General features: G+C 68.9%; 14 protein-coding genes. 9 read left to right on the top strand and 5 right to left on the bottom strand.

The window, feature by feature from the left end; genetic code table 11:
* Positions 1-24 precede the first annotated feature (24 nt).
* Positions 25-2,544 carry a LuxR C-terminal-related transcriptional regulator gene (locus D514_RS30010; RefSeq protein WP_236610940.1) on the top strand — a complete coding sequence of 840 codons (2,520 nt, stop codon included), beginning with the start codon at positions 25-27 and terminating at the stop codon, positions 2,542-2,544.
* Between the two features lie 82 nt (positions 2,545-2,626).
* On the opposite strand, the gene D514_RS30005 is transcribed toward D514_RS30010, so the two are convergent.
* Positions 2,627-7,723: an isopeptide-forming domain-containing fimbrial protein gene (locus D514_RS30005; protein ID WP_017830058.1), complete on the bottom strand. Its 5,097-nt coding sequence runs from the start codon at positions 7,721-7,723 to the stop codon at positions 2,627-2,629.
* Positions 7,724-8,223: 500 nt separating this feature from the next.
* Here D514_RS30005 and D514_RS30000 point away from each other — a divergent pair, with 500 nt between their 5' ends.
* From D514_RS30000 to D514_RS29980, 5 genes are all read left to right on the top strand, one after another.
* Complete coding sequence (locus tag D514_RS30000) at positions 8,224-8,586, top strand: PadR family transcriptional regulator (RefSeq protein ID WP_017830057.1); 363 nt, start codon at positions 8,224-8,226, stop codon at positions 8,584-8,586.
* Between the two features lie 2 nt (positions 8,587-8,588).
* The gene (locus tag D514_RS29995) at positions 8,589-8,957 is read left to right on the top strand and encodes a DUF1048 domain-containing protein (protein ID WP_017830056.1); all 369 of its coding nucleotides are present in this window, start codon (positions 8,589-8,591) and stop codon (positions 8,955-8,957) included.
* Complete coding sequence (locus D514_RS29990; RefSeq protein ID WP_017830055.1) at positions 8,954-9,727, top strand: ABC transporter ATP-binding protein; 774 nt, start codon at positions 8,954-8,956, stop codon at positions 9,725-9,727. Before D514_RS29995 ends, D514_RS29990 begins: the two co-directional genes overlap by 4 nt.
* The gene (locus D514_RS29985) at positions 9,724-10,491 is read left to right on the top strand and encodes an ABC transporter permease (RefSeq protein WP_017830054.1); all 768 of its coding nucleotides are present in this window, start codon (positions 9,724-9,726) and stop codon (positions 10,489-10,491) included. The genes D514_RS29990 and D514_RS29985 overlap by 4 nt, the downstream gene beginning before the upstream one ends.
* Positions 10,492-10,787: 296 nt before the next feature.
* On the top strand, positions 10,788-12,041 hold the full coding sequence (locus D514_RS29980) for an ATP-binding protein (protein WP_306413949.1): 1,254 nt from the start codon (positions 10,788-10,790) through the stop codon (positions 12,039-12,041).
* Between the two features lie 50 nt (positions 12,042-12,091).
* On the opposite strand, the gene D514_RS29975 is transcribed toward D514_RS29980, so the two are convergent.
* From D514_RS29975 to D514_RS29960, 4 genes are all read right to left on the bottom strand, one after another.
* Positions 12,092-12,997 carry a glycine betaine ABC transporter substrate-binding protein gene (locus D514_RS29975; RefSeq protein ID WP_017830052.1) on the bottom strand — a complete coding sequence of 302 codons (906 nt, stop codon included), beginning with the start codon at positions 12,995-12,997 and terminating at the stop codon, positions 12,092-12,094.
* 53 nt (positions 12,998-13,050) lie between these two features.
* On the bottom strand, positions 13,051-14,052 hold the full coding sequence (locus tag D514_RS29970) for a proline/glycine betaine ABC transporter permease (RefSeq protein WP_017830051.1): 1,002 nt from the start codon (positions 14,050-14,052) through the stop codon (positions 13,051-13,053).
* Positions 14,052-15,353, bottom strand: coding sequence for a glycine betaine/L-proline ABC transporter ATP-binding protein (locus tag D514_RS29965; RefSeq protein ID WP_017830050.1), 1,302 nt, complete (start codon positions 15,351-15,353; stop codon positions 14,052-14,054). The genes D514_RS29970 and D514_RS29965 overlap by 1 nt, the downstream gene beginning before the upstream one ends.
* A gap of 337 nt (positions 15,354-15,690) precedes the next feature.
* A complete protein-coding gene (locus D514_RS29960; protein ID WP_017830049.1) occupies positions 15,691-16,821 on the bottom strand; it encodes a class I SAM-dependent methyltransferase in 1,131 nt (376 codons plus the stop codon).
* A 90-nt stretch (positions 16,822-16,911) separates the two neighbouring features.
* Here D514_RS29960 and D514_RS29955 point away from each other — a divergent pair, with 90 nt between their 5' ends.
* Genes D514_RS29955 through D514_RS29945 form a run of 3 tightly spaced genes read left to right on the top strand, consistent with a single transcriptional unit; the run spans position 16,912 to position 20,050 of the window.
* Positions 16,912-17,904, top strand: coding sequence for an ABC transporter ATP-binding protein (locus D514_RS29955; protein WP_017830048.1), 993 nt, complete (start codon positions 16,912-16,914; stop codon positions 17,902-17,904).
* Positions 17,904-19,526, top strand: coding sequence for an ABC transporter permease (locus D514_RS29950; RefSeq protein ID WP_017830047.1), 1,623 nt, complete (start codon positions 17,904-17,906; stop codon positions 19,524-19,526). Before D514_RS29955 ends, D514_RS29950 begins: the two co-directional genes overlap by 1 nt.
* Positions 19,527-19,537: 11 nt before the next feature.
* Positions 19,538-20,050: a GbsR/MarR family transcriptional regulator gene (locus D514_RS29945; protein ID WP_017830046.1), complete on the top strand. Its 513-nt coding sequence runs from the start codon at positions 19,538-19,540 to the stop codon at positions 20,048-20,050.
* Positions 20,051-20,103 lie beyond the last annotated feature (53 nt).

The following is a 20,103-nucleotide window of genomic DNA, read 5'->3' as shown; positions in this document are numbered from 1 at the left end:
GGAGACGGGACCTGGGGAGGTGCAGTGTCGTCTTTTGCCGTGCAACCGGACGGGTATCTGCCGCGGGTATCGGCGCATGCGGTCAGTCGCCCCCGCCTGACCGCCGCGCTCGAGACCGCGTCACCGCTGACGCTGATGCGCTCCGCCTCCGGGTCGGGCAAGACGACCGCCCTCGTGGAATGGGCGTCCGCCACCGCGTCCCACGTCGTGTGGATCACCGTCACCCCCGCCATCGCGACCGGAGACGCCCTCGCCGGCGCCCTGCTACGGGCCCTGCCGGAGGCGGATCCCGCGCACACCGCCGCCGGAGAGGACGGTTGGGCCGCCGTGGCGGCACGGCTGCGCGCCGTCGACAGCCCTCTGGTCCTGGTGCTCGACGACGCGGCCGCGGTCGACCGCGAGGGCGTATTCGCCCTGTGCCGTGCCGTGGCCACCGCGGCGATGACCCGGCTGATCGTCGCCTCCAACCGCCCCAGTCCCTTCGACAGCGAGGGCCTCGACCTCGTGATCGACACGACGCTCATCTCCCCGAACGAGCTCATGTTCGACACCGACGAGATCCGTCGTGCTCTCGACGTCGACGAGCACACGGCCGCTGCCACGCGAGAGGCGACGGGCGGCTTCCCCGCCCTCATCCGGGCTCTCGCGCTGCGAGGCGCCGCCGTGGATGCCTCCTCGTTGCGCGCCGCGACCTCCGTGATCGAGGACTACCTGCAGGATCGGCTCGACGAATGCGCCTTCGATCCTCAGGCCCTGCAGGGACTGCTGCGGATCAGCGTCACCGACTCCGTCGACCTTCCCCTCGCGGTGGCGCTCACCGGCGACTCCGCGATCGCGAAGGCTCTCGACCAGGCTGAGATGTTCGGCTTCGGCCGCTGGTCGGTCGATGGACGCAGCAGCTTCGCCCTCACGCCCCTCACCCGCGGCATGCTGCGCCGCGAACTGCGCCGGAGCTTTCCTGACGAGGTCGCTCAGCTGCGACGAGTGGCTGCGGAGGGGGCGGTGCGCCGCGACATGCCGCTCGAGGGGCTGCGCCTCGCCGTGGAGGATGACGACCTGCGTCTCGCGACGCACGTGACGATGTCGGGGTGGAACCGCCTGCTGCACCGCGACCGACATGCCGTCGTCGACCTGCTCGGCGATGTGCCGGTGTCACGCCTCAAAGAGGAACCTCTCGTGGCCATGCTGCTCGGGATGTGCCTCAAACCCAATCGCCTTCGCCGCCAGCGCGGGCTCCAGCTCCTGCGCATCGCGGTGGCAGCGGCGGATGCCCGTCGGACCACGCTCTCAGCGACGGAGCGGATCTTCATCTGGGCCGCAGAAAGCGCATCGCTGCGAGCCATCGGCCGACCCGAGCGCGCCGCCCAGGTGGCCGCACGCGCACTGGCCCTGTTCACCGAGACGCCCGAGTCGCAGTGGCAGCAGTACGCCTGCGACATGCCCCTCCTGTGCACCCACCTCGGCATCTCGCTCTACGACGGCGGACGACGAGACGACGCCGTTCACATCTGGGAGCAGGCGACGGCGCTCGCCGCAGCGCACGGCAACAAGAACGCCTTCCACGGCATCTGCCTCCTGGCCGGGGTCCACGCGCTGAACGGTGACCTGCCGGAGGCCAGGCACTATGTCGCTCTCATCCGCGACGGTGACTGGGATCCGGCGCTCCTCGACAGCTATCGGAGCACGTTCTACCATGTCGCCGAGGCGATGCTCGCGGTGGAGGACGGCGATGTCACCGCAGCCAAGCGGCACATCCGCTTCTTCGAGCCGTACCGGGCGACCAGCGAGCACTGGACCACGATGGCCGCCGTCGAGGCGTGGGTCGCTCTGCACGACGGAGAACCCGCAGCCGGACTGGAGCGTCTGGAATCGTTCGTGCGTCTCCGAGGGAAGGAGGCGGGTGCAGCCCACGTGCGCCAAGCATTGGTTCAGCCGCGCGTTCTGCTGCACCTCGCCCTCGGTGACGTGAGCTCGGCCCGGAGCGTCCTGCAGCGGGATGCGGTCGCCGATCGCTTCGGCACGGTCCTCAAGCGTGCCCGCCTGGCCCTCATCGACGGCAAGGCCGCCGACGTGGTCCGACTTCTGGGACAGACCCGCCTGCGCCCCTCGACGGCCAGAGAACGCGCAGAGGCGGCGGCGGTGCACAGTGCCGCCTTGCACCGGGTGTCCCCTGCGGCCGCGCAGCCCTCGAGCGAGGCGCTGAGCGTGCAGCTCATCGACCGGGGACTCACCACCCCGCTCGTGCTCCTGAGCGCCGAGGACTTCGGCGCCGTGCGGGCCGACCTCGACCCGACGGGCCGTGGGACCTTCCCCCTGCGATCCGCGTTGCCGTCGTTCGCGACGCGGCCACGGCTGTCGTCCCGCGAGCAGATCGTGCTGCGGGCCCTGACATCGGGCGCGTCTGTGCCGGTGATCGCGGACGAGCTGAACGTCTCGCAGAACACCCTCAAGACCCAGCTCCGCAGCATCTACCGCAAGCTGGGCGCCCACAACCGCACCGAGGCGATGGAGCAGGCGGCGCGCCACGGTCTGCTGCCCGATTAAGGGCGACCGGGCGAGACACCGCCCGGGAGACACGGAAGGCCTCGTCCGTCGCACGCGACAGACGAGGCCTTTCCTGTGACCGCTAGCCCTGCGACCGGCGTCGACGGACGATCAGCAGCACGGCACCGCCGAGCAGCAGAGCGATCGCGAGCGCCAGCACCCACGGCGCCAGCAGTCCGCCGGTGAGGGCGAGCGGCGTCAGCACCGGGTTCTCGGTCGAGCTCTTCGGCGGCGTGATCGTCTCACCGCCGGGAGGTGTCGCCGAGCCCACGGCCGCGTTGCGCAGCGTCGCCCCTGCCGCGTCGGCGTGCACCGTCACGGAGTAGGTGATCGTGACGCTCTCGCCCTCGGCGAGGCTGCCGGACCAGCGCAGCTGCGTTCCGTCCACGACGGGTGCGGCCACCGTGCGGTCGCCGATGACGGCGGTCGCACCGGGACGGAGGTCGGCGTGCCGCAGCACTCCGGAGAGGTCATCCGCGATGGCGACGTCGTCCAGTCCCGTCTCACCGGTGTTGGTGCCGACGAGCGTGTAGGTGACGACGCTTCCCGTGGCGACGGCCGTGCCCGAGCCGGGATCGGCGGTCTTCGCGAACGTGAAGCCCGGGGTTCCGACCGGGTTCTCGGTCGTCACGGGCGGGGGCGTGATCTCCGCGCCACCGGGCGGGGTGGCGATTCCGGCGACCGTGTTCGCGATCGTCGCACCACCGGCGTCGCCGTTCACCGTCACCGAGTAGGTGATCGTGACGCGCTGACCCACGGCGAGCGCGCCGGACCAGGTGAGCTCGTCACCCTCCACGACAGGCTCCAGAGCGGGTCCGTCGACCACGGTCGCTGCGGCATCGTCGTTGTAGGCGGCGTGGGCGAGAACACCCGACAGGTCGTCGGTAATGCGCACCGGCGCCAACGCCGTCTCACCGGTGTTCACACCGGTCACCGTGTAGGTGATGACGCTGCCGGGGTCGACCCGGGTCCCCGAGGCGGGGTCTGCCGTCTTGCGCAGCTCGAAGCCGGGCTCGTTGACCGGGTTCTCGGTCGTCGCGGGAGGCGTCTCGATCGGAGGCACCCCACCCGGCGGGGTCGCCGAGCCGGAAGCCGAGTTCTCGAGGATCGTCCCCCCGGCATCCGCGTGCACGGTCACCGAGTAGGTGACGGTGACGGTCTCGCCGACCTGGAGGACACCCGTCCACGAGAGGCGATCGCCGGCCACCGCAGGGGCGGTCGTCGCGGCGGCACCGATCGTCGCGGTCGCGTCGCCGTTGTAGTCGGCATGAGCGAGGACGCCGGAGAGGTCGTCCGTGATCGCGACAGGATCGAGGGCCGTCTCGCCCGTGTTCACACCGGTCACCGTGTAGGTGATGACGCTGCCGGGGTCGACCGCCGTACCCGCTGCCGGGTCGGCGCTCTTCGACACCGAGAATCCGGGCACGTTGACGGCGTTCGTCGTGGTGCCGGGCGGCGGGGTGATGACCGAGCCTCCGGGCGGGGTCGCGGTCGCACTCGCACTGTTCTCGATCACGGAGCCCACGCCGTCGGCGCCGACCGTCACGGAGTACGTGACGATGACGGTCTGACCGACCGCGAGTGCGCCGGACCAGCCGAGCTTCGCGCCGTCGACGGTCACCACACCGGCGGGCTGCGCGCCGATCACGGCCGCGGCATCGCCGTTGTACGACGCGTACGGCAGCACCTTCGAGAGGTCGTCCGTGATCTCGACCGGGTCGAGAACGGTCTGGCCGGTGTTGACGGCGGTCAACGTGTAGGTGAGCACGTCACCGGGATCCACGGCCGTGCCCGCTTCCGGGTCGACCGTCTTCGCGAACGTGAAGCCGGGCTCGTTGACCGGGTGCTCCGTCGTCGACGGCGGCGGCGTGATCGGCGTGCCCGGCGTGGTGGGGCTGTCGGGGTCGCTCGGGTCCGTCGGGATCAGCGGAGTCGCCGAACCGGTCGCGGTGTTGGCGATCGTCTCACCGCCGGCGGTGGCGTCGACCGTCACCGAGTAGGTGATGACGACGTCCTGGCCAGGACGCAGCACGCCGCTCCACGAGAGGGCGCCGTCAGCCACGTCGACGTCGCCGCGGGTGGCCGTCACGTCGTCGTTGTACGACGCGTGCGCCAGCGCGCCGCGCAGGTCGTCGGCGATCGACGCCGGGTCGAGCACGGTGTCACCCGTGTTGCGACCGGTGACGGTGTAGGTGATCACGCTGCCGGGGTCGACGCGCGAACCCGTCTCGGGGTCGGCCGACTTCGTGACCGTGAAGCCGGGGGTGGCCACCGGGTGCTCCGTGGTCGAAGGCGGCGTCGTCACCGGGGTGCCGGGCGTGGTGGGGCTGTCCGGGTCCGTCGGGTCGGTCGGGATGAGGGGCGTTCCCTCTCCCGTGACGGTGTTGCGCAGCAGCACGCCGGTCGCGTCCTCGTCGACCGTCACCGTGTAGGTGATGTCGACGCGGGCGCCGGGCGCGAGCGCTCCTGTCCAGGTGAGCGTGGTGCCGGTGAGATCGACCGCACCGGTCGAGGCCGACACATCGCCGCCGTACTGGGCGTGTGCGAGCACTGCCGACAGGTCGTCGACGATCGTCGCCGGGTCGAGTGTCGTGTTGCCGGTGTTGACGCCCGAGATCGTGTAGGTGATCGTGTCACCCGCGCGCACGGCGGTGCCGGAGGCTGGGTCGGCGGACTTCGTCACCTCGAAGCCGTTGTCGACGACCGGGTGGTTCGTCTCCACGGCCGGCGGGACGATCGGCGTTCCGGGGGTCGTGGGGCTGTCGGGGTCGCTCGGGTCGACCGGGATCTGAGGCGTGGCCGTACCGGTGGCGACGTTGTTCAGCAGCGCCTGCTTCACGCCCGCGTCGACGGTCACCGTGTAGCGGATGGTGACCGACTCGCCCCGGGGCACATCGCCGGTCCAGGTCAGCGTGTTGGCGGTGACGGCGACCGAGCCGCGGTCGGCGGTGACGTCGTCGTTGTAGGCGGCGCTGTCGAGCACGCCGGAGAGGTCGTCCACGATCCGGGCCGGGTCGAGGTCGGTGTCGCCGGTGTTGGTGCCGGTGATCGTGTACGTGACGGTGTCTCCGGCGGAGACGGCCGTGCCCGAGGCGGGATCAGCGGACTTGCTGATCGTGAAGCCCGACCCGATGACCGGGTGCTCGGTGGTCACGGTCGGCGGGACGATCGGCTCGCCCGGCACCTGCGGCCCGGTGGGGTCGCCCGGGTTCGGGGTCGTCGGAGTGGCCGTGCCGCTGACGGTGTTCTGCAGGACCTCGCCAGAAGATGCCGCATCCACGGTCACGGAGTAGGTGATGGTCACGGTCTGCCCGGGCTGGAGCGCGCCGGTCCAGGCGAGGTCGTCACCGGTGATGGTGGCCGCCCCCGTGGTGACGGGCGTGCCGTCGATCGAGGTGGTGACGTCGGAGTTGTACGCGGCGTGCGCGAGCACACCCGACAGGTCGTCGGCGATCGAGGCCGGGTTCAGCACGGTGGCGCCGGTGTTGGTCCCGGTCACCGTGTACTCGATGGTCTGTCCCGGCTCCACGACGGTGCCTGCGGCGGGGCTGGAGCTCTTGGCGACGGTGTAGCCCGCGACAGGGTGCTCGGTCGTGACGGCGGGGGGATCGATCGGGGGGAGACCTCCCGGAGGGGTTCCCGAGGCGGTGACGCTGTTGGCGATCCGCTCTCCTTCGACACCGGCGTCGACGATCACCGAGTAGGTGATGGTGAGCACCTGGCCGGGCTCGAGTGCGCCGGTCCAGGCGAGGTCGTCGCCCGTGACGGTCGCAGCGCCCGAGGCGACGGGCGTTCCGTCGATCTTCGTGGCGACATCACCCTGGTACGCGGCGAACGCGAGCACACCGGACAGGTCGTCGGTCACGCTGACGGGGTCGAGGCGCGTGTTGCCCGTGTTCTCCGCCTCGACGGTGTAGGTGAGGCGCTGACCGGCGTGCACGGCGACCCCGGCTGCGGGGTCGGACGTCTTGCGCAGCGCCAGGTCCGGGGCGAGGCGCACGTTCGTGAACGTGCAGGTGACATCCGTGCCGAGCGAACCAGCAGGCTGCTTCACCTCACCCGATGCCGTCACGGCCACCGGGATCGTGGAGCCGTCGGAATTGACCTGCACGCAATCCAGGGACTCGGCGTAGCGGGTGCGGTCCGTGGTTCCGGATGCGGCCTCGGAGAGGCGGAAGGTGTCGCCCTGGTTGGTGAACACCGGTCCCGCGTAGTCGGGCTGCAGCCCCGTGCGCTCACCGCGCGTGGTGGCGTCGGTCTGCGCGACCTGGTATCCGGCCGGCGACTGCACGCGCAGCGCGAACTGGTCGGTGGCGGCGTGACGTCCCTCGGGAAGGTCCTTCTTCAGGGTGAGGGTGTTCGGGAAGGTGCAGCTCGCCATGTCGGTGGGCGAGAAGCCGGGGGTCGACGTCGAGTTGACGGTCAGCCCGCGCGGAAGATCGACCTCGATGATCCTCGGATCGCTACCGGCGACCGACACGAAGATGTGCCCGAGGTTACCGAAGGCGATGCCGTTGCCCTGCACACCGGCACCCATGTTGTGGACCTGCTTGGCCTCGATGGTCGCGTTGCTCGGCACGAGCGAGGTCGGAAGGTCGGACGAGTAGATGACGTTGTCCGCCACGAGCACGAGCTGACCCGAGGCGCTGAAGGCCATGTCGCCGTTGGCGCCGAACGCGGTGCTGTCAGCGGTCGGGCGGAGCGTGCCGACCTGCACATAGGCCTGCGGCGTGACGCTCTCGTTCCAGGCGTACAGGTTGATGGCGCCGTCGGCGGTGGTACCGCTGGCGAAGTAGTAGACGCCGGTCACGGGGTGCACAGCACCACGGAGCACAGAAGAGTTGAGCGTGAACGTCGTGCGGCTCGTGGAGTCGGTCACGCGATCGTGCTTGGCGAGCACCTTCGAGCCGGCGGCGTTGGTGACCGTGTACGCGTACTGACCACTGGACGAGATGCCGAGGGCGTTGTTGGAGTAGTCGAGCCCGATCGTGGAGGAGCCCAGCGTGCCGCCGTCACCCGGTGCACCCTGCTCCTTCACCGTGAACTCGCGCACCTCGGTGGCGTTCTGCACGTACACCGCGCCCGGTGTGCACAGGAACGGACTGGCCGCAGCCGCGGGCGCGGCCGTCAGCGTGCCGCCGACGAACACCATCGACGACGCGACGAGCGCCGTACTCACGGCGCCGCCGATCAGTTTCCTTGCACGGCCCCGCCAGCGGCTCTGCCGCTTGGACGGAAGGCCATCGGATGTGTGGTCCTTGCGGGCAACACGAAACCCCATGACTGTCTCCCCAATCATCGCTTCACCGCTGCGCGTTCGCACGCGGAAGCCCCCGCCCCCTCAGGCGACCGCCGAGCGTCATCTGGGCATGACGAACTCGGTCCGGGACACGACCAGCCTGCCCGGCCCCCGACACGCGACCTCGCCGATCCCGGAGAATTCACCCCACCTTTTCACCCCACACAGAAGGGCGCACCGTTGACTCGAGACCCACGCCCATCGCCGATACCCACCGCCGCGGACGCACGCGGGCGTGGGTCTCGACGCGCGCGATGGGTCTCGACACTGCTCTCGGAAAAGCAAGCCCAGTAATCGGTGTTGCTAAGTACCGGTAATCGGTGTTACTTTGTACCGGTACCCAGCAACACTGAGTACCAACGACACGAAAGGGGGACCCGATGGGCAAGCAGATGACCGAGATGCTCAAGGGCACTCTGGAGGGCATCGTCCTGGCCCTCCTCGCCGAGCAGCCCGCGTACGGGTACGAGATCACCACACGGCTGCGCGCGCACGGGTTCACCGACACCGCCGAGGGCACCATCTACGCGCTCCTCGTGCGCATCGAGCAGAAGAACCTCGTCGACATCGAGAAGGTCCCGAGCGAGAAGGGGCCGCCCCGCAAGGTGTACACCCTGAACGCGCAGGGCCGACAGGAGCTCGAGGAGTTCTGGAAGACCTGGGACTTCCTCGCGCAGCGCATCGCGCAACTGCAGCAGACCCACACCGACAACAAGAGCAACACCCAGAGCAAGGAGAACTGATCATGGCCGCGAAGTGGATCGAAGCCCTCACCGGGTCGCTCGAGGAGAAGAAGCAGTACAAGCAGGCGCAGGCCCGCATCAACGCCCTGCCCGAGCCCTATCGCGAGGTCGCGAAGGCCCAGCAGCGCTACAACATGTACTACGGCGGCGTCACCGACGGCGACATCATCGTGCAGATGTTCCTCGACATCGCCGACCTGTGGGAGCGCGCCGCGATCGACGGCACCCCCGTCAGCGCGATCGTCGGCGACGACCCGGTCGAGTTCGCCGAGAACTACGCGGCGGCCTACGGAGGGCGGCAGTGGATCGACAAGGAGCGCACGCGTCTCATCAAGGCGTTCGACGACGCGAAGAAGAAGGAGCAATCATGACGGATGCAGCCATCTCGGTGCGCGGCATCGAGAAGTCGTACAAAGATCTGCACGTGCTGCGCGGCGTCGACTTCGAGGTGGAGAAGGGCAGCATCTTCGCTCTCCTCGGCTCGAACGGCGCCGGCAAGACCACCGTGGTGCGCATCCTCTCCACCCTGCTGAAGTCGGATGCCGGAACCGCGACCGTGCAGGGCATCGATGTCGCCGCGAACCCGGTGGGCGTGCGTGAGCACATCAGCCTCACCGGACAGTTCGCCGCGGTCGACGAGATCCTCACCGGACGCGAGAACCTCGTGCTGGTCGCGAAGCTGCGGCACCTGCCAGACGCCGGGAGGGTCGCCGACGACCTGCTGGCGACCTTCCGTCTGACGGATGCCGGCGCCCGCAAGGTCGGCACCTACTCCGGCGGCATGCGTCGCCGCCTCGACATCGCGATGAGCCTGGTCGGACACCCCGAGGTCATCTACCTCGACGAGCCGACCACGGGCCTCGACCCCGAAGCCCGCATCGAAGTGTGGGGCGTGGTCAAGGAACTCGCGAACACGGGCACGACCGTGCTGCTGACCACGCAGTACCTCGACGAGGCCGAACATCTGGCCGACCGCATCGCGATCCTGCACGAGGGCCGCATCATCGCCGGCGGCACACTCGCCGAGCTGAAGAAGCTGCTCCCGGCCGCGAAGGTCGAGTACGTCGAGAAGCAGCCCACTCTGGAGGAGATCTTCCTCACTCTCGTCGGCACCACGTCCAAGAAGGAGGATGCAGCATGACCACGCACTTCGCCGCCGACACGGCGACACTCACCGGCCGCTCCATGCGGCATATCTTCCGCAGCCCCGACACGATCATCACCACGGCGGTCACCCCGATCGCGCTGATGCTCCTGTTCGTCTACGTCTTCGGAGGTGCACTCCAGCAGAGCACCGGCACCGACAACTACGTGAACTACCTGCTCCCCGGCATCCTGCTCATCGCGATCGCCTCGGGCATCGCGTACACGGCGTTCCGGCTGTTCACCGACATGCAGAGCGGCATCTTCGAGCGGTTCCACTCCATGCCGATCGCCCGATCGAGCGTGCTGTGGGCGCACGTGCTCACGTCGCTGACGGCGAACGCCATCACCCTGGCGATCATCTTCGGCGTCGGATTCCTGATGGGTTTCCGCACCGGGGCGAGCTTGTGGGCCTGGCTCGGAGTGATCGGCATCCTGATGCTGTTCACCCTGGCACTCACCTGGCTGGCGATCATCGCGGGTCTGAACGCCAAGACGGTCGACGGCGCGAGTGCATTCTCGTACCCGCTGATCTTCCTGCCGTTCATCAGCTCGGCGTTCGTGCCGACCGACACCATGCCGGCTCCGGTGCAGTGGTTCGCCGACAACCAGCCCGTCACCTCGATCGTCGACACCGTCCAGGCGTTGTTCGCCGAGAAGCCCGTCGGCAACGACATCTGGATCGCCCTCGCCTGGTGCGTCGGCATCCTCGTGGTCGCGTACGTGTTCGCGATCATCTCCTATCGGAAGAAGGTCGGCTGATCTTCGCCCAGCGAGACGGGACGCTCCGACCGGGTCACTCGACCCGGCCGGGGCGTTTCGCCGCGCTCGGCGGGATTCACGCGCTCAGGAGGCCAACTCCGCCGTGCGCAACGCCGAGGTGGGCGACAGCCGCGCGGCGCTGATCGCCGGATACAGCCCCGCGATCACGCCGACCACCAGCGCGACCAGCAGAGCGATCGCCGCGAGTCCGACTGCGAGACCGGACAGCGAGTCATCCGCGGTGGGAGACCCTCCTGTTAGGGTGTTTACATTGCTTTATTCATTTCTTATAAAGCATGGTAAGAAACCTAAGGACTCCTATGGACAGCGTGCTCAACCCGTACACGCCGAACGCCGGCGCATCGCCCGACATCGTCGTCGGTCGAGATGAGCAGACGCAGGCATTCACCACCCTTCTGCGGCGGCTCGCGCGGGGGAGGACGCACCAGTCCATGATCATCACCGGCCTCCGAGGAGTCGGGAAGACAGTTCTCCTCAACGAATTCGGAGACATCGCCCGAGGCGAACACTGGGAGGTCCTCGAGATCGAGGCGAGCAAGCATGATGACACCCGTTTCCGACAGTCGATGGCCTCGTTGCTCAAGGCCGCGCTTCTGCGTCTCTCGCCCCGCGTGAAGTGGACTGATCGAGCGCGACGCGCTGCAGCGGTCATTTCGTCGTTCGCGCTGTCCGTCAATCAGCAGGGCGCGTGGTCGCTGTCATGGGACATCGAACCCGAAGAGGGCCTGGCCGACCATGGCGACCTGGCCATGGACCTGACCGATGTGCTCGTCGCCATCGGCGATATCGCTCAGGAGCGCGAACGCGGCGTCGCCATTCTGATCGACGAGGTCCAATTCCTCAGCCCGAAGCAGCTCGAAGCTCTCATTCAGGCCGTCCACAAGACAGTGCAGCGAAAGTTGCCCATTACCTTCGTGGGCGCAGGCCTGCCCCAGATCGCAGAGCTCGCGGGCGATGCGAAGTCGTACGCCGAGCGGCTGTTCCAGTTCCCTAAGATCGACTCGCTGGAGGACGAGGACGCGCGCCAGGCGCTCATCGAACCAGCTCGTGCCGAAGGGGTGGACTTCGAAAGCGACGCCGTCGCGCTCGCGCTCGAGATCTCCCAGGGATACCCGTACTTCATTCAAGAGCTCGGCTTCCAGGTGTGGGAGATCGCGGAACAGTCACCGATCACACGACTGGACGTAGAGACCGCCCGGGAAGGCTACGAAGCAAAGCTCGACAGCTCCTTCTTCCGCGTCAGACTCGACCGCGCCACTCCGCTCCAGACTGCGTATATGCGGGCGATGGCAGAGCTCGGGCCCGAACCCCAGAAGGCTTCCGAGGTCGCGAGAGTGATGGGCCGAGAGTCCACTCAGCTCGGACCGACGCGGGCGGAGCTGATCGATATGGGTCTGCTCTACACGCCAGAGCATGGATACGCGGCGTTCACCGTCCCCGACTTCGACAAGTTCATGAAGCGTGCCGTGCCCACACTTGTCGTTCCTGAACTGCAGAAGAGGAGCCGCAAGGTGAAGAGAGCAGGATGAATGACGAAGGAGGGCCTCCCGGTGCGGGAGACCCTCCTTCGTGAGGCGGGTCAGCTGGTGACGGTCCAGTCGAACTGGTCGCCGTACTTCTTCAGCCATGCGTCGACGGCATCCGCTTCCTTGCCCTCGCCGTACTCGTTGACCACGAGGTCCTCGAGCGCGCCGTACTGCTCGTCGTCGAGCTTGATCTTCTCGATCAGCTCTGCGGCCTCGGGGAACTCCTCGGCGAAGCCCTTGGTACCCAGGAAGTGCAGGCCCTCGGCCTTGCCCATCGCGCCCTTCGGGTCTTCGAGGTCCTTCACGGGGAAGGCGTCGTTGGCCCAGAACGGACGCCACAGCGTGACGACGATGTCCTCTTGCTTGTCGGTCGCGGTCTTCAGCTCGGTGAGCATGGCCGCGGTCGACGAGGTGACCAGCTCGTACTCGCTGTCGAGTCCGTACTCGGGCATCATCTTCTGGGTCTGCGCGGTGAGTCCCGCACCCGGCTCGATGCCGTAGATCTTGCCGTCGAACTCGGAGCCCTTGCCTACGAGGTCCTCGATCGAGGTGAGCTCGGAGTACTCGGGCACCGCGAGCGTGAGCTTGGCGTTGTCGTAGTACTTGCCCAGGTCCTCGATGTCGTCGCCGTACTTCTCCATGTACGTGGCGTGGGTGAGCTCGGGCCAGGCCGACGGGTACATGTCGACGTCGCCCTGCGCGAGGCCGGTGTAGAGCGGGCCCGCCTCGGTGAGCGTCTTCATCTCGACCGTGTAGCCGATCTTCTCGAGCTGGTCCTGCAGCAGGTATGCGGTGCTCAGGCCGTCGGTCCACGAGGGCAGGAAACCCAGGGTGATCGTGCCCTTGTCGTCGGCGTTGCTGTCGCCGCCCGTGCCACCGGCGCCGTCCCCGCTGCATCCCGCGAGGGTGAGGGATGCCGCGATGCCGACTGCTGTGATTGCGAGGATCTTCTTCTTCATGTGATTTCTCTCTCTCGGTTCCGTATGTGTGTTGTTCCGTAGGGGTGAAACTCTCAGTGCACTCCGCCGCCGACGGCGTTGCGGCGCGGTGCGACCGCGGCCTGCTCCGCCTCGTCCGCGGCGTCCTGCTGCGCGGTGACCTCGGGGGCGGGGGCGGATGCTGTTCCGCCGCCACCGTCGCGCGGCGTGCGGCGCCGCGCGAGCATGCCCAGCAGCGAGGAGCGGTTCTCGCCCGGTGCGCCCAGCGCTGCGGTGACGCGGTCGAGGAAGACGGCGATCAGCACGACGCCGAGGCCGGCCTCGACGCCCTTGGGGATGTTGATGGTCGAGATCGCCTCGACGACCATCTTCCCGAGGCCGTCCGCACCCGCCATTCCGGCGATGACCGCCATCGACAGGGCGAGCATGATGACCTGGTTGACGCCGGCCATGATGGTCGGCATCGCGAGGGGGAGCTGGATGCCGCGCAGGATCTGACCCGGCTTGGCACCGAACGCGTGCCCGGCCTCGACGGTCTCGGAGTCGACACCGCGGATGCCGAGCTCGGTCAGTCGCACGCCCGGGGGCAGCGCGAAGATCACGGTGGCCACGAGACCCGGCACCACGCCGATGCCGAAGAACACGATCGCCGGGATCAGGTACACGAACGCCGGCATGGTCTGCATGAAGTCGAGCACGGGCTTGAGCACCGCACGCACGGTCGCGTTACGTGCCGACCAGATGCCCAGCGGCACGGCGATCAGCACCGCGATCACGGCGGCGACGAGCACGAGCGCGAGCGTCTGCATGGCGGGGACCCACAGATCCATCGCCACGATCAGGCCGAAGGAGACGACCGTTCCGATCGCGAGCTGCCACGAGCGCACGACCCAGGCGATGAGCGCGGCGATCACGATGATCACCGCGAAGTGCGGGGTCAGCAGCATGCGTGTGAGGCCGTCGACGAGGAAGCTCATCACGAACGAGATCACATCGAGCAGACCGTCGAGGTTGTCCTTGATCCAGTCGACGCCGGATTCGATCCAGGTTCCGACGGGAATGCGGAAGTCGTCCATCAGCGCACCTCCTCCGTGGTCGGGGCATCCGCCGGGTCGGCGGTCCACCCGTCATCGAGCACGGCATCGATCTCGGCCTGCGGCATCGGCATCAGCGGGAGGGTGATCTCCTCGGTCGCTCCGGGGCCGGGACCGAGGGCGGCGAGCAGGGTCACACGCGGGATCACGCCCACCAGGCGGCCGTCGGCATCGGTCACCGCGAGCGGCAGCGGCGACTCGACGGCGGGCACGAACAGGTTCATCAGCACCTCGTCCTCGCGCACGCTCTGCAGCACAGGCTTGAGGATCGAGTCGAGGGTGGTCGCGCCGTTGCGCACGAGCTTGACCGCATCCCGGTCGGTGACGACACCCACGAGCTGGCGGTCGCGACCGACCACGTAGGTCGCCGACATGTACGCATCGCGCATCTGGCGCAGTGCGGTGCGAGGACCTGCGGTGTGCGGCACGACGGGGCGCGGGCGCTCCATCACGTTCGCGGCGGTGAGCACGCGAGCGCGGTCGACGTCCTGCACGAACTGCTCGACGTAGTCGTTGGCCGGGTCCATCAGGATGTCCTCGGGGGTGCCGATCTGCACGATGCGGCCGTCGCGCATCACAGCGATCCGGTCGCCGAGAAACATGGCCTCGTTCAGGTCGTGCGTGATGAAGACGATCGTCTTCTGCAGCTTCTGCTGCAGTTCGAGCAGCTGCTCCTGCATCTCGCGACGGATCAGCGGGTCGAGCGCACTGAATGCCTCGTCCATCAGCAGGATGTCGCTGTCGGCGGCGAGCGCACGGGCGATCCCCACGCGCTGCTGCATGCCACCGGAAAGCTCGGACGGGAGCTTCTCGCCCTGGCCCTCGAGACCCACCAGGGAGAGGATCTCCTCCGCCTTGGCCAGGCGCTCGACCTTGCCGACGCCCTTCAGCTCGAGCGGGTAGGCGACGTTCGCGGCGACGGAGCGGTGCGGCAGCAGGGCGAAGTGCTGGAAGACCATCGAGATGCGGTCGCGACGGATCTCGCGGAGCTTCGACGACGGAATGCCCGTGATGGGATCGCCGTTCACCGTGACGGTCCCGGAGGTGACATCGTGCAGCCCGTTGAGCATGCGGATGATGGTGGACTTACCCGATCCGGACAGCCCCATGATGACGAAGATCTCACCGCGGTTGACGGTGAAGCTGGCGTCGATGACCGCTGCGGTGCCGGCATCCGCGACGGCGGCGCGGCTCTCACCGGCTTTCAACCGACGGACGGCGGTGCTCGGATTCTTACCGAAAACCTTGTACAGATTGCGCGCTTCGAGAGCGATTTCGGACACGTTTCCCCCGCGGCTCGCCTTCGGGTGGCTGAGCCTGCTTCGGTTACGCCCGGGTGAGCTCTCGGGGCCGTTCGACATGATCGCTGTGGCGGCACAGGCGGCGGATTTCGGATCCGCCGCGATAGAGCATCGACCGTACGTCCACGCCTCTTCGCAGCACAGCTCATCGAAAGAAGGACGTGGTCGCGGACTGGTCTTCGGGCCGTCAGGCCCACGTTCCAACGTAACGAAATGGCCGATCAGGGGCAAATCCCGGGTGCACGACGTGCGCGAGTTTCAGCGGCTGACCGGGGAATTGCACGCGTATTCAACAATCCCCCTGACGAGGGCCACGGCGTCAGGAATCGGGGGTGTCGGAACGGCGGATGCTGCGCGTCACGGTGAACTTCGCCGTGCGTGTCACCTGTGTGGTCGCACCGATCAGCCGGGCGAGTTCCGGACGATACGCGAGCGAGGAGTTGTAGACCGTGAAGAGCTCTCCGCCGGGTCGGAGCACGCGCGCCGCGGCCTCGAACAGGCGGGTCGCCGCCCCCGTGTGGACGCTCGCACCGAGGTGGAACGGCGGGTTCAGCAGCACCACGTCGACGCTCGCGTCCGGAACCGCGGAGGCCGCATCGTCGTGCGTGACCGTCACGCGGTCGGCGACCCCGTTCGCAGCGGCCGTCGCCCGCGCGGAGGCCACGGCGGCGGCGGATCGGTCGGTCGCCGTCACGCGTGCATCGGGGTGCGCGAGCGCGTATGAGACGGCGAGCGCCCCGGTGCCACAGCCGAGATCGAGCACGTCGACCGCCGCCCCCGTCACCTGAGCGCCGAGCACCTCCAGCAGCACCCGGGTGCCGATGTCGAGGCGCGCGCCCGCGAAGGCCCCGCCGTGCGCCACCAGAATGAGCCCGTCGTGCTGCGCGCTCACCGGGAACGGCGGTGTCGACGGGGCGGGGAGCGGCTCCGACGCCACGATCAGCCGTGACTTGCGCTCCGCGCGCTGGGCCTGCACCTGGGCGAAACGGTGCCCGAGCACCTCGTTCTGGGTGAGGGTCATGTGCTTCACGCGACCTCCCGCGATGAGCACGACGTCGGGCGCCGCCCAACGGACCACCGCATCCGTGATCTCCTCGAGTTCCGCGAGCGCCTTCGGCAGCTGCAGCAGCACGACCTTCGCCCCGGCGAGCAGCTCGGCGTCGAGCTCGTGCGCGGTCAAGCCGGCGAGCCCGAGCTCCTCGGCATTTCGGCTCAGAGCTCGACGACCGGACGCGAGGTCCTGATGCACCCGGATGCCGTGTCGTCCGGCAGCCGTCAGCGCCAGGGTGATCGCGCCGTACTCGTCACCGATCACGACGGTCTCGGTACCCGGGGCATCGAGGGCGAGCGCCCGTTCGACGAGCAGCAGATCGGTCGCGTCATACGCCTGGAGGTTGTCCGCCTCGACGTCGGGCCAGCGGCGCAGGCGGCTGTAGGGGAACTCCGGCACCAGCCCACTGTACGCGGGGGCCGTGAGGATTTCGCATGCGTCGTCTTCGCCCGATTCACAACTTCCTGAATCGGGCGTACGCTCCCGCGCATGACCACCGTCATCGCCACCCAGGGCCTCGCCAAGCACTACGGCACCGTGCACGCGCTCGACGGCCTCGACCTCACCGTGGGGCATGGTCAGGTGCACGGCTTCCTGGGGCCGAACGGGGCAGGGAAGTCGACCGCGATCCGCATCCTGCTCGGCCTCGCCCGGCGCACCTCCGGCCAGGCGACCGTGTTCGGCGAAGACCCCTGGGAGCGCGCCGTCGACCTGCATCGACGCATCGCGTACGTTCCCGGCGACGTCAGCGTGTGGCCGAACCTGTCCGGAGGCGAAGCCGTCGATCTGCTCGCCCGTCTGCGCGGCGCCCGCACGAACGACCCCGGGTATCAGCGCGAGAAGAAGCGGCTCCTGGACGCCTTCCAATTCGACCCGCGCAAGAAGGGCCGCGCCTACTCGAAGGGCAACCGGCAGAAGGTCGCATTGATCGCGGCGTTCGCGGTGCCCGCCGACCTCTACATCTTCGACGAGCCCACCAGCGGACTCGATCCGCTGATGGCGGTCATCTTCCAGCACGAAGTCGCCCGCGCCCATGCGAACGGCGCGACTGTGCTGCTGTCGAGCCACATCATGAGCGAAGTCGAGCAGCTGTGCGACCGGGTGTCGATCATCCGCGCCGGCCGTATCGTCGAGACCGGCACGCTCACGCAGCTGCGGCACCTCACCCGCAGCGACGTGTCGTTCACCCCCGCCGGGGCCACCCTCGACCAGGTGTCCCGCATCCCCGATGTACACGACGCCCAGCAGCAGGGCGACCGCATCCGCCTCGCCGTCGACAGCGACCGCACGGCCACGGTGCTCCCCGCCCTCGCCGCACTCGGCATCGACGACCTCCGGGTCGCCCCGCCCTCGCTCGAGGAGCTGTTCCTGCGTCACTACGGCGACGACCTCGCCACACTCGAGGCCGCGGAAGAGGGTGGCCGTGATGACGCGGCACCCGCCACCCGTCGCGAGCGTCGCGCCCTGAAGGGCCGCGCGTGATGTCCGCATTCGGCGTGCTGCTCCGACAGCGGCTGCGACGAGACCGGCTGCAGCTGACGCTGTGGATCGTGGGCACCGCGCTCATGGCGTTCGCGGGATACGCCGGCGTCAGCCAGTCGTACGCGACCGTCGCCGACCGGCAGAGCATCCTCGCCGCGGCACTCGCGAACCCCGTGATCCTGATGTTCCGCGGGCTGCCCTCCGGCACGTCCGAAGGAGCCTTCCTCGCCTTCGCGGTCCTTCCGTGGCTGGCGCTGCTCGCCGCGCTCATGAGCACTTTCCTGGCGGTGCGGCACACGCGGGGCGATGAGGAGGCGGGACGAGCGGAGCTCGTGTGGGCCACTCCGGCCGGGCGCCGCCTGCCGACCATCGCGACCATCGTGCACGGCCTCCTGGCGAACGCGGTGCTGGCCGCGCTCACCGCGCTCGCGCTGATCGCCACCGGGCTTCCGGCCGCAGGCGCGCTCCTCGCGGGGGCGGCGGCCGGCGCGACCGGGATCGCGTTCCTCGGCGTCGGCCTACTCGCCGCGCAGCTCATGCGCACATCGCGCGGGGCGAACTCCCTGACGATCTGGGTACTCGTGGCGACCTTCCTCATCCGCGGCATCGGCAACGCGGCGGGAACCCCGAGCGACGACCTGACCCGCATCACGAGCGCCTGGCCTGCCTGGCTCTCGCCGTTCGGCTGGGCCGAGCAGACGCGCCCCTACGACACCGATCTGGCCTGGCCTTTACTGCTGGGCATCGCGTTCGGCCTCGTGCTCGCCGGCGCATCCGTCGCCCTGCAATCCGTGCGCGACGTCGATGCCGGCTTCGTCGCGGAGCGCCCGGGCCGGGTCTCGGCGCGAGCGGCGCTCGCGTCGCCGCACGCGCTGGTGTGGCGGCTCACCTCGGGTTCGATCGTGGGATGGGCGATCGGCGGGGCGATCACCGGCATCCTCGCCACGACGCTGAGCGGGGTGGTCGACCGGATTTCGGGCGAGAACCCGGCCGTCGCCGACATCCTGAAGAAGATCGGCGGCGCCGCGGGCGGGCTCGACGAGGTCGTGGTGACCGTGTTCTTCACACTGCTGGGCATCCTCGCCGCGTGCGCGGCGGTGCAGACCGTGGTGCGCGCTCGCCAGGAAGAGGCGCGTGGCACCGCCGAGGCCGTGCTCGCCACCCCGATCGGACGCGTGCGCTGGCTCGCCGACTACATGATGGTCGGCGTGGCCGCGGTGCTGATCGTCGTCGCCGCTGCCGTGCTCGCCGGTTGGGTCGGCGCCTGGTCGAACGGCGGCGACGAGTCGCTCTATCGCATCGTGGCGGTGGCCGGATTCGGGCAGGCGGTCGCCGCCTCGATCTTCGCGGTGCTGACCGCCCTGGTGTTCGTGCTGCTCCCGGGGGCGACGACCGCCGTGGCGTGGAGCCTCGTGCTGGTGGCGGCCCTGCTCGGCATGTTCGGGCCGCTGTTCGGGCTGCCTGAGTGGAGCGCGAACCTCTCGCCGTTCGCGGTGACCCCGGTGGTCGACGGCGGCGGAGTGGACGTGCGCGGCCTGTGGTGGCTCGTGCTCGCCCTGGCCGCAGGAGGCGCGGCAGCACTGACGTTGATGCGGCGACGCGAGCTCGCCCTCGGCGCATAGGTGGAGCCCGGATGCCCGACGACAGCACCGAGAGCCTCGATAGCACCGACCTCGAGACCGTCGCGGTGCATCGAGGGATCGAACCGGCGGAGAAGGCGGCGGCCATGATGACCGCTGCGGGAATGCCCCGGATGCCGGCGCGGGTGATGATGGCGCTGATCGCCGCGCCCGACGACGGGTACACGGCCTCCGAGCTCGGCGAGCGTCTCGGCGTCTCGGCGGCGGCCGTCTCCGGTGCGGTGCGCTACCTGCAGCAGCTGCACTTCGTCCAGCGCCGCTCACGGCCGGGAGAGCGCCGCGACCGCTACGAGTTCGTGCACGACCCGTTCACGAGTTCGATCGCGGGGAACATGCCCGTGTACTCCCGCCTGTCCGCGTACATCGACGAGATCGCCGCCGCGCACACCGACGACCAGGGCGCCCACGACCGGGCCGTCGATCTCGCCGAGTTCTTCCGCTTCCTCTCCGCGCGCATGCTGCGGATCGTCGACGATTGGCACGAACAGCGCCGCGAACGCGACTGACGGGATCGCTCGGTCATCCGTCGGGGAGCCGGGGAGCTTGCCGTCCGCCTCAC

The organism is Microbacterium sp. UCD-TDU, from assembly GCF_000340625.1.
Taxonomy (GTDB): domain Bacteria; phylum Actinomycetota; class Actinomycetes; order Actinomycetales; family Microbacteriaceae; genus Microbacterium; species Microbacterium maritypicum.
This window is presented reverse-complemented; position numbering and strand designations above follow the sequence as displayed.

What these genes read in the sequence shown, in the direction of transcription:
- D514_RS30000 (WP_017830057.1), top strand. Translation starts at nt 8,224, where the DNA reads ATGGGCAAGCAGATGACCGAGATGCTCAAGGGCACTCTGGAGGGCATC.
- D514_RS29955 (WP_017830048.1), top strand. Translation starts at nt 16,912, where the DNA reads ATGACCACCGTCATCGCCACCCAGGGCCTCGCCAAGCACTACGGCACC.
- D514_RS29985 (WP_017830054.1), top strand. Translation starts at nt 9,724, where the DNA reads ATGACCACGCACTTCGCCGCCGACACGGCGACACTCACCGGCCGCTCC.
- D514_RS29950 (WP_017830047.1), top strand. Translation starts at nt 17,904, where the DNA reads ATGTCCGCATTCGGCGTGCTGCTCCGACAGCGGCTGCGACGAGACCGG.
- D514_RS29995 (WP_017830056.1), top strand. Translation starts at nt 8,589, where the DNA reads ATGGCCGCGAAGTGGATCGAAGCCCTCACCGGGTCGCTCGAGGAGAAG.
- D514_RS29970 (WP_017830051.1), bottom strand. Translation starts at nt 14,052, where the DNA reads ATGGACGACTTCCGCATTCCCGTCGGAACCTGGATCGAATCCGGCGTC.
- D514_RS29980 (WP_306413949.1), top strand. Translation starts at nt 10,788, where the DNA reads ATGGTAAGAAACCTAAGGACTCCTATGGACAGCGTGCTCAACCCGTAC.
- D514_RS29975 (WP_017830052.1), bottom strand. Translation starts at nt 12,997, where the DNA reads ATGAAGAAGAAGATCCTCGCAATCACAGCAGTCGGCATCGCGGCATCC.
- D514_RS29990 (WP_017830055.1), top strand. Translation starts at nt 8,954, where the DNA reads ATGACGGATGCAGCCATCTCGGTGCGCGGCATCGAGAAGTCGTACAAA.
- D514_RS29945 (WP_017830046.1), top strand. Translation starts at nt 19,538, where the DNA reads ATGCCCGACGACAGCACCGAGAGCCTCGATAGCACCGACCTCGAGACC.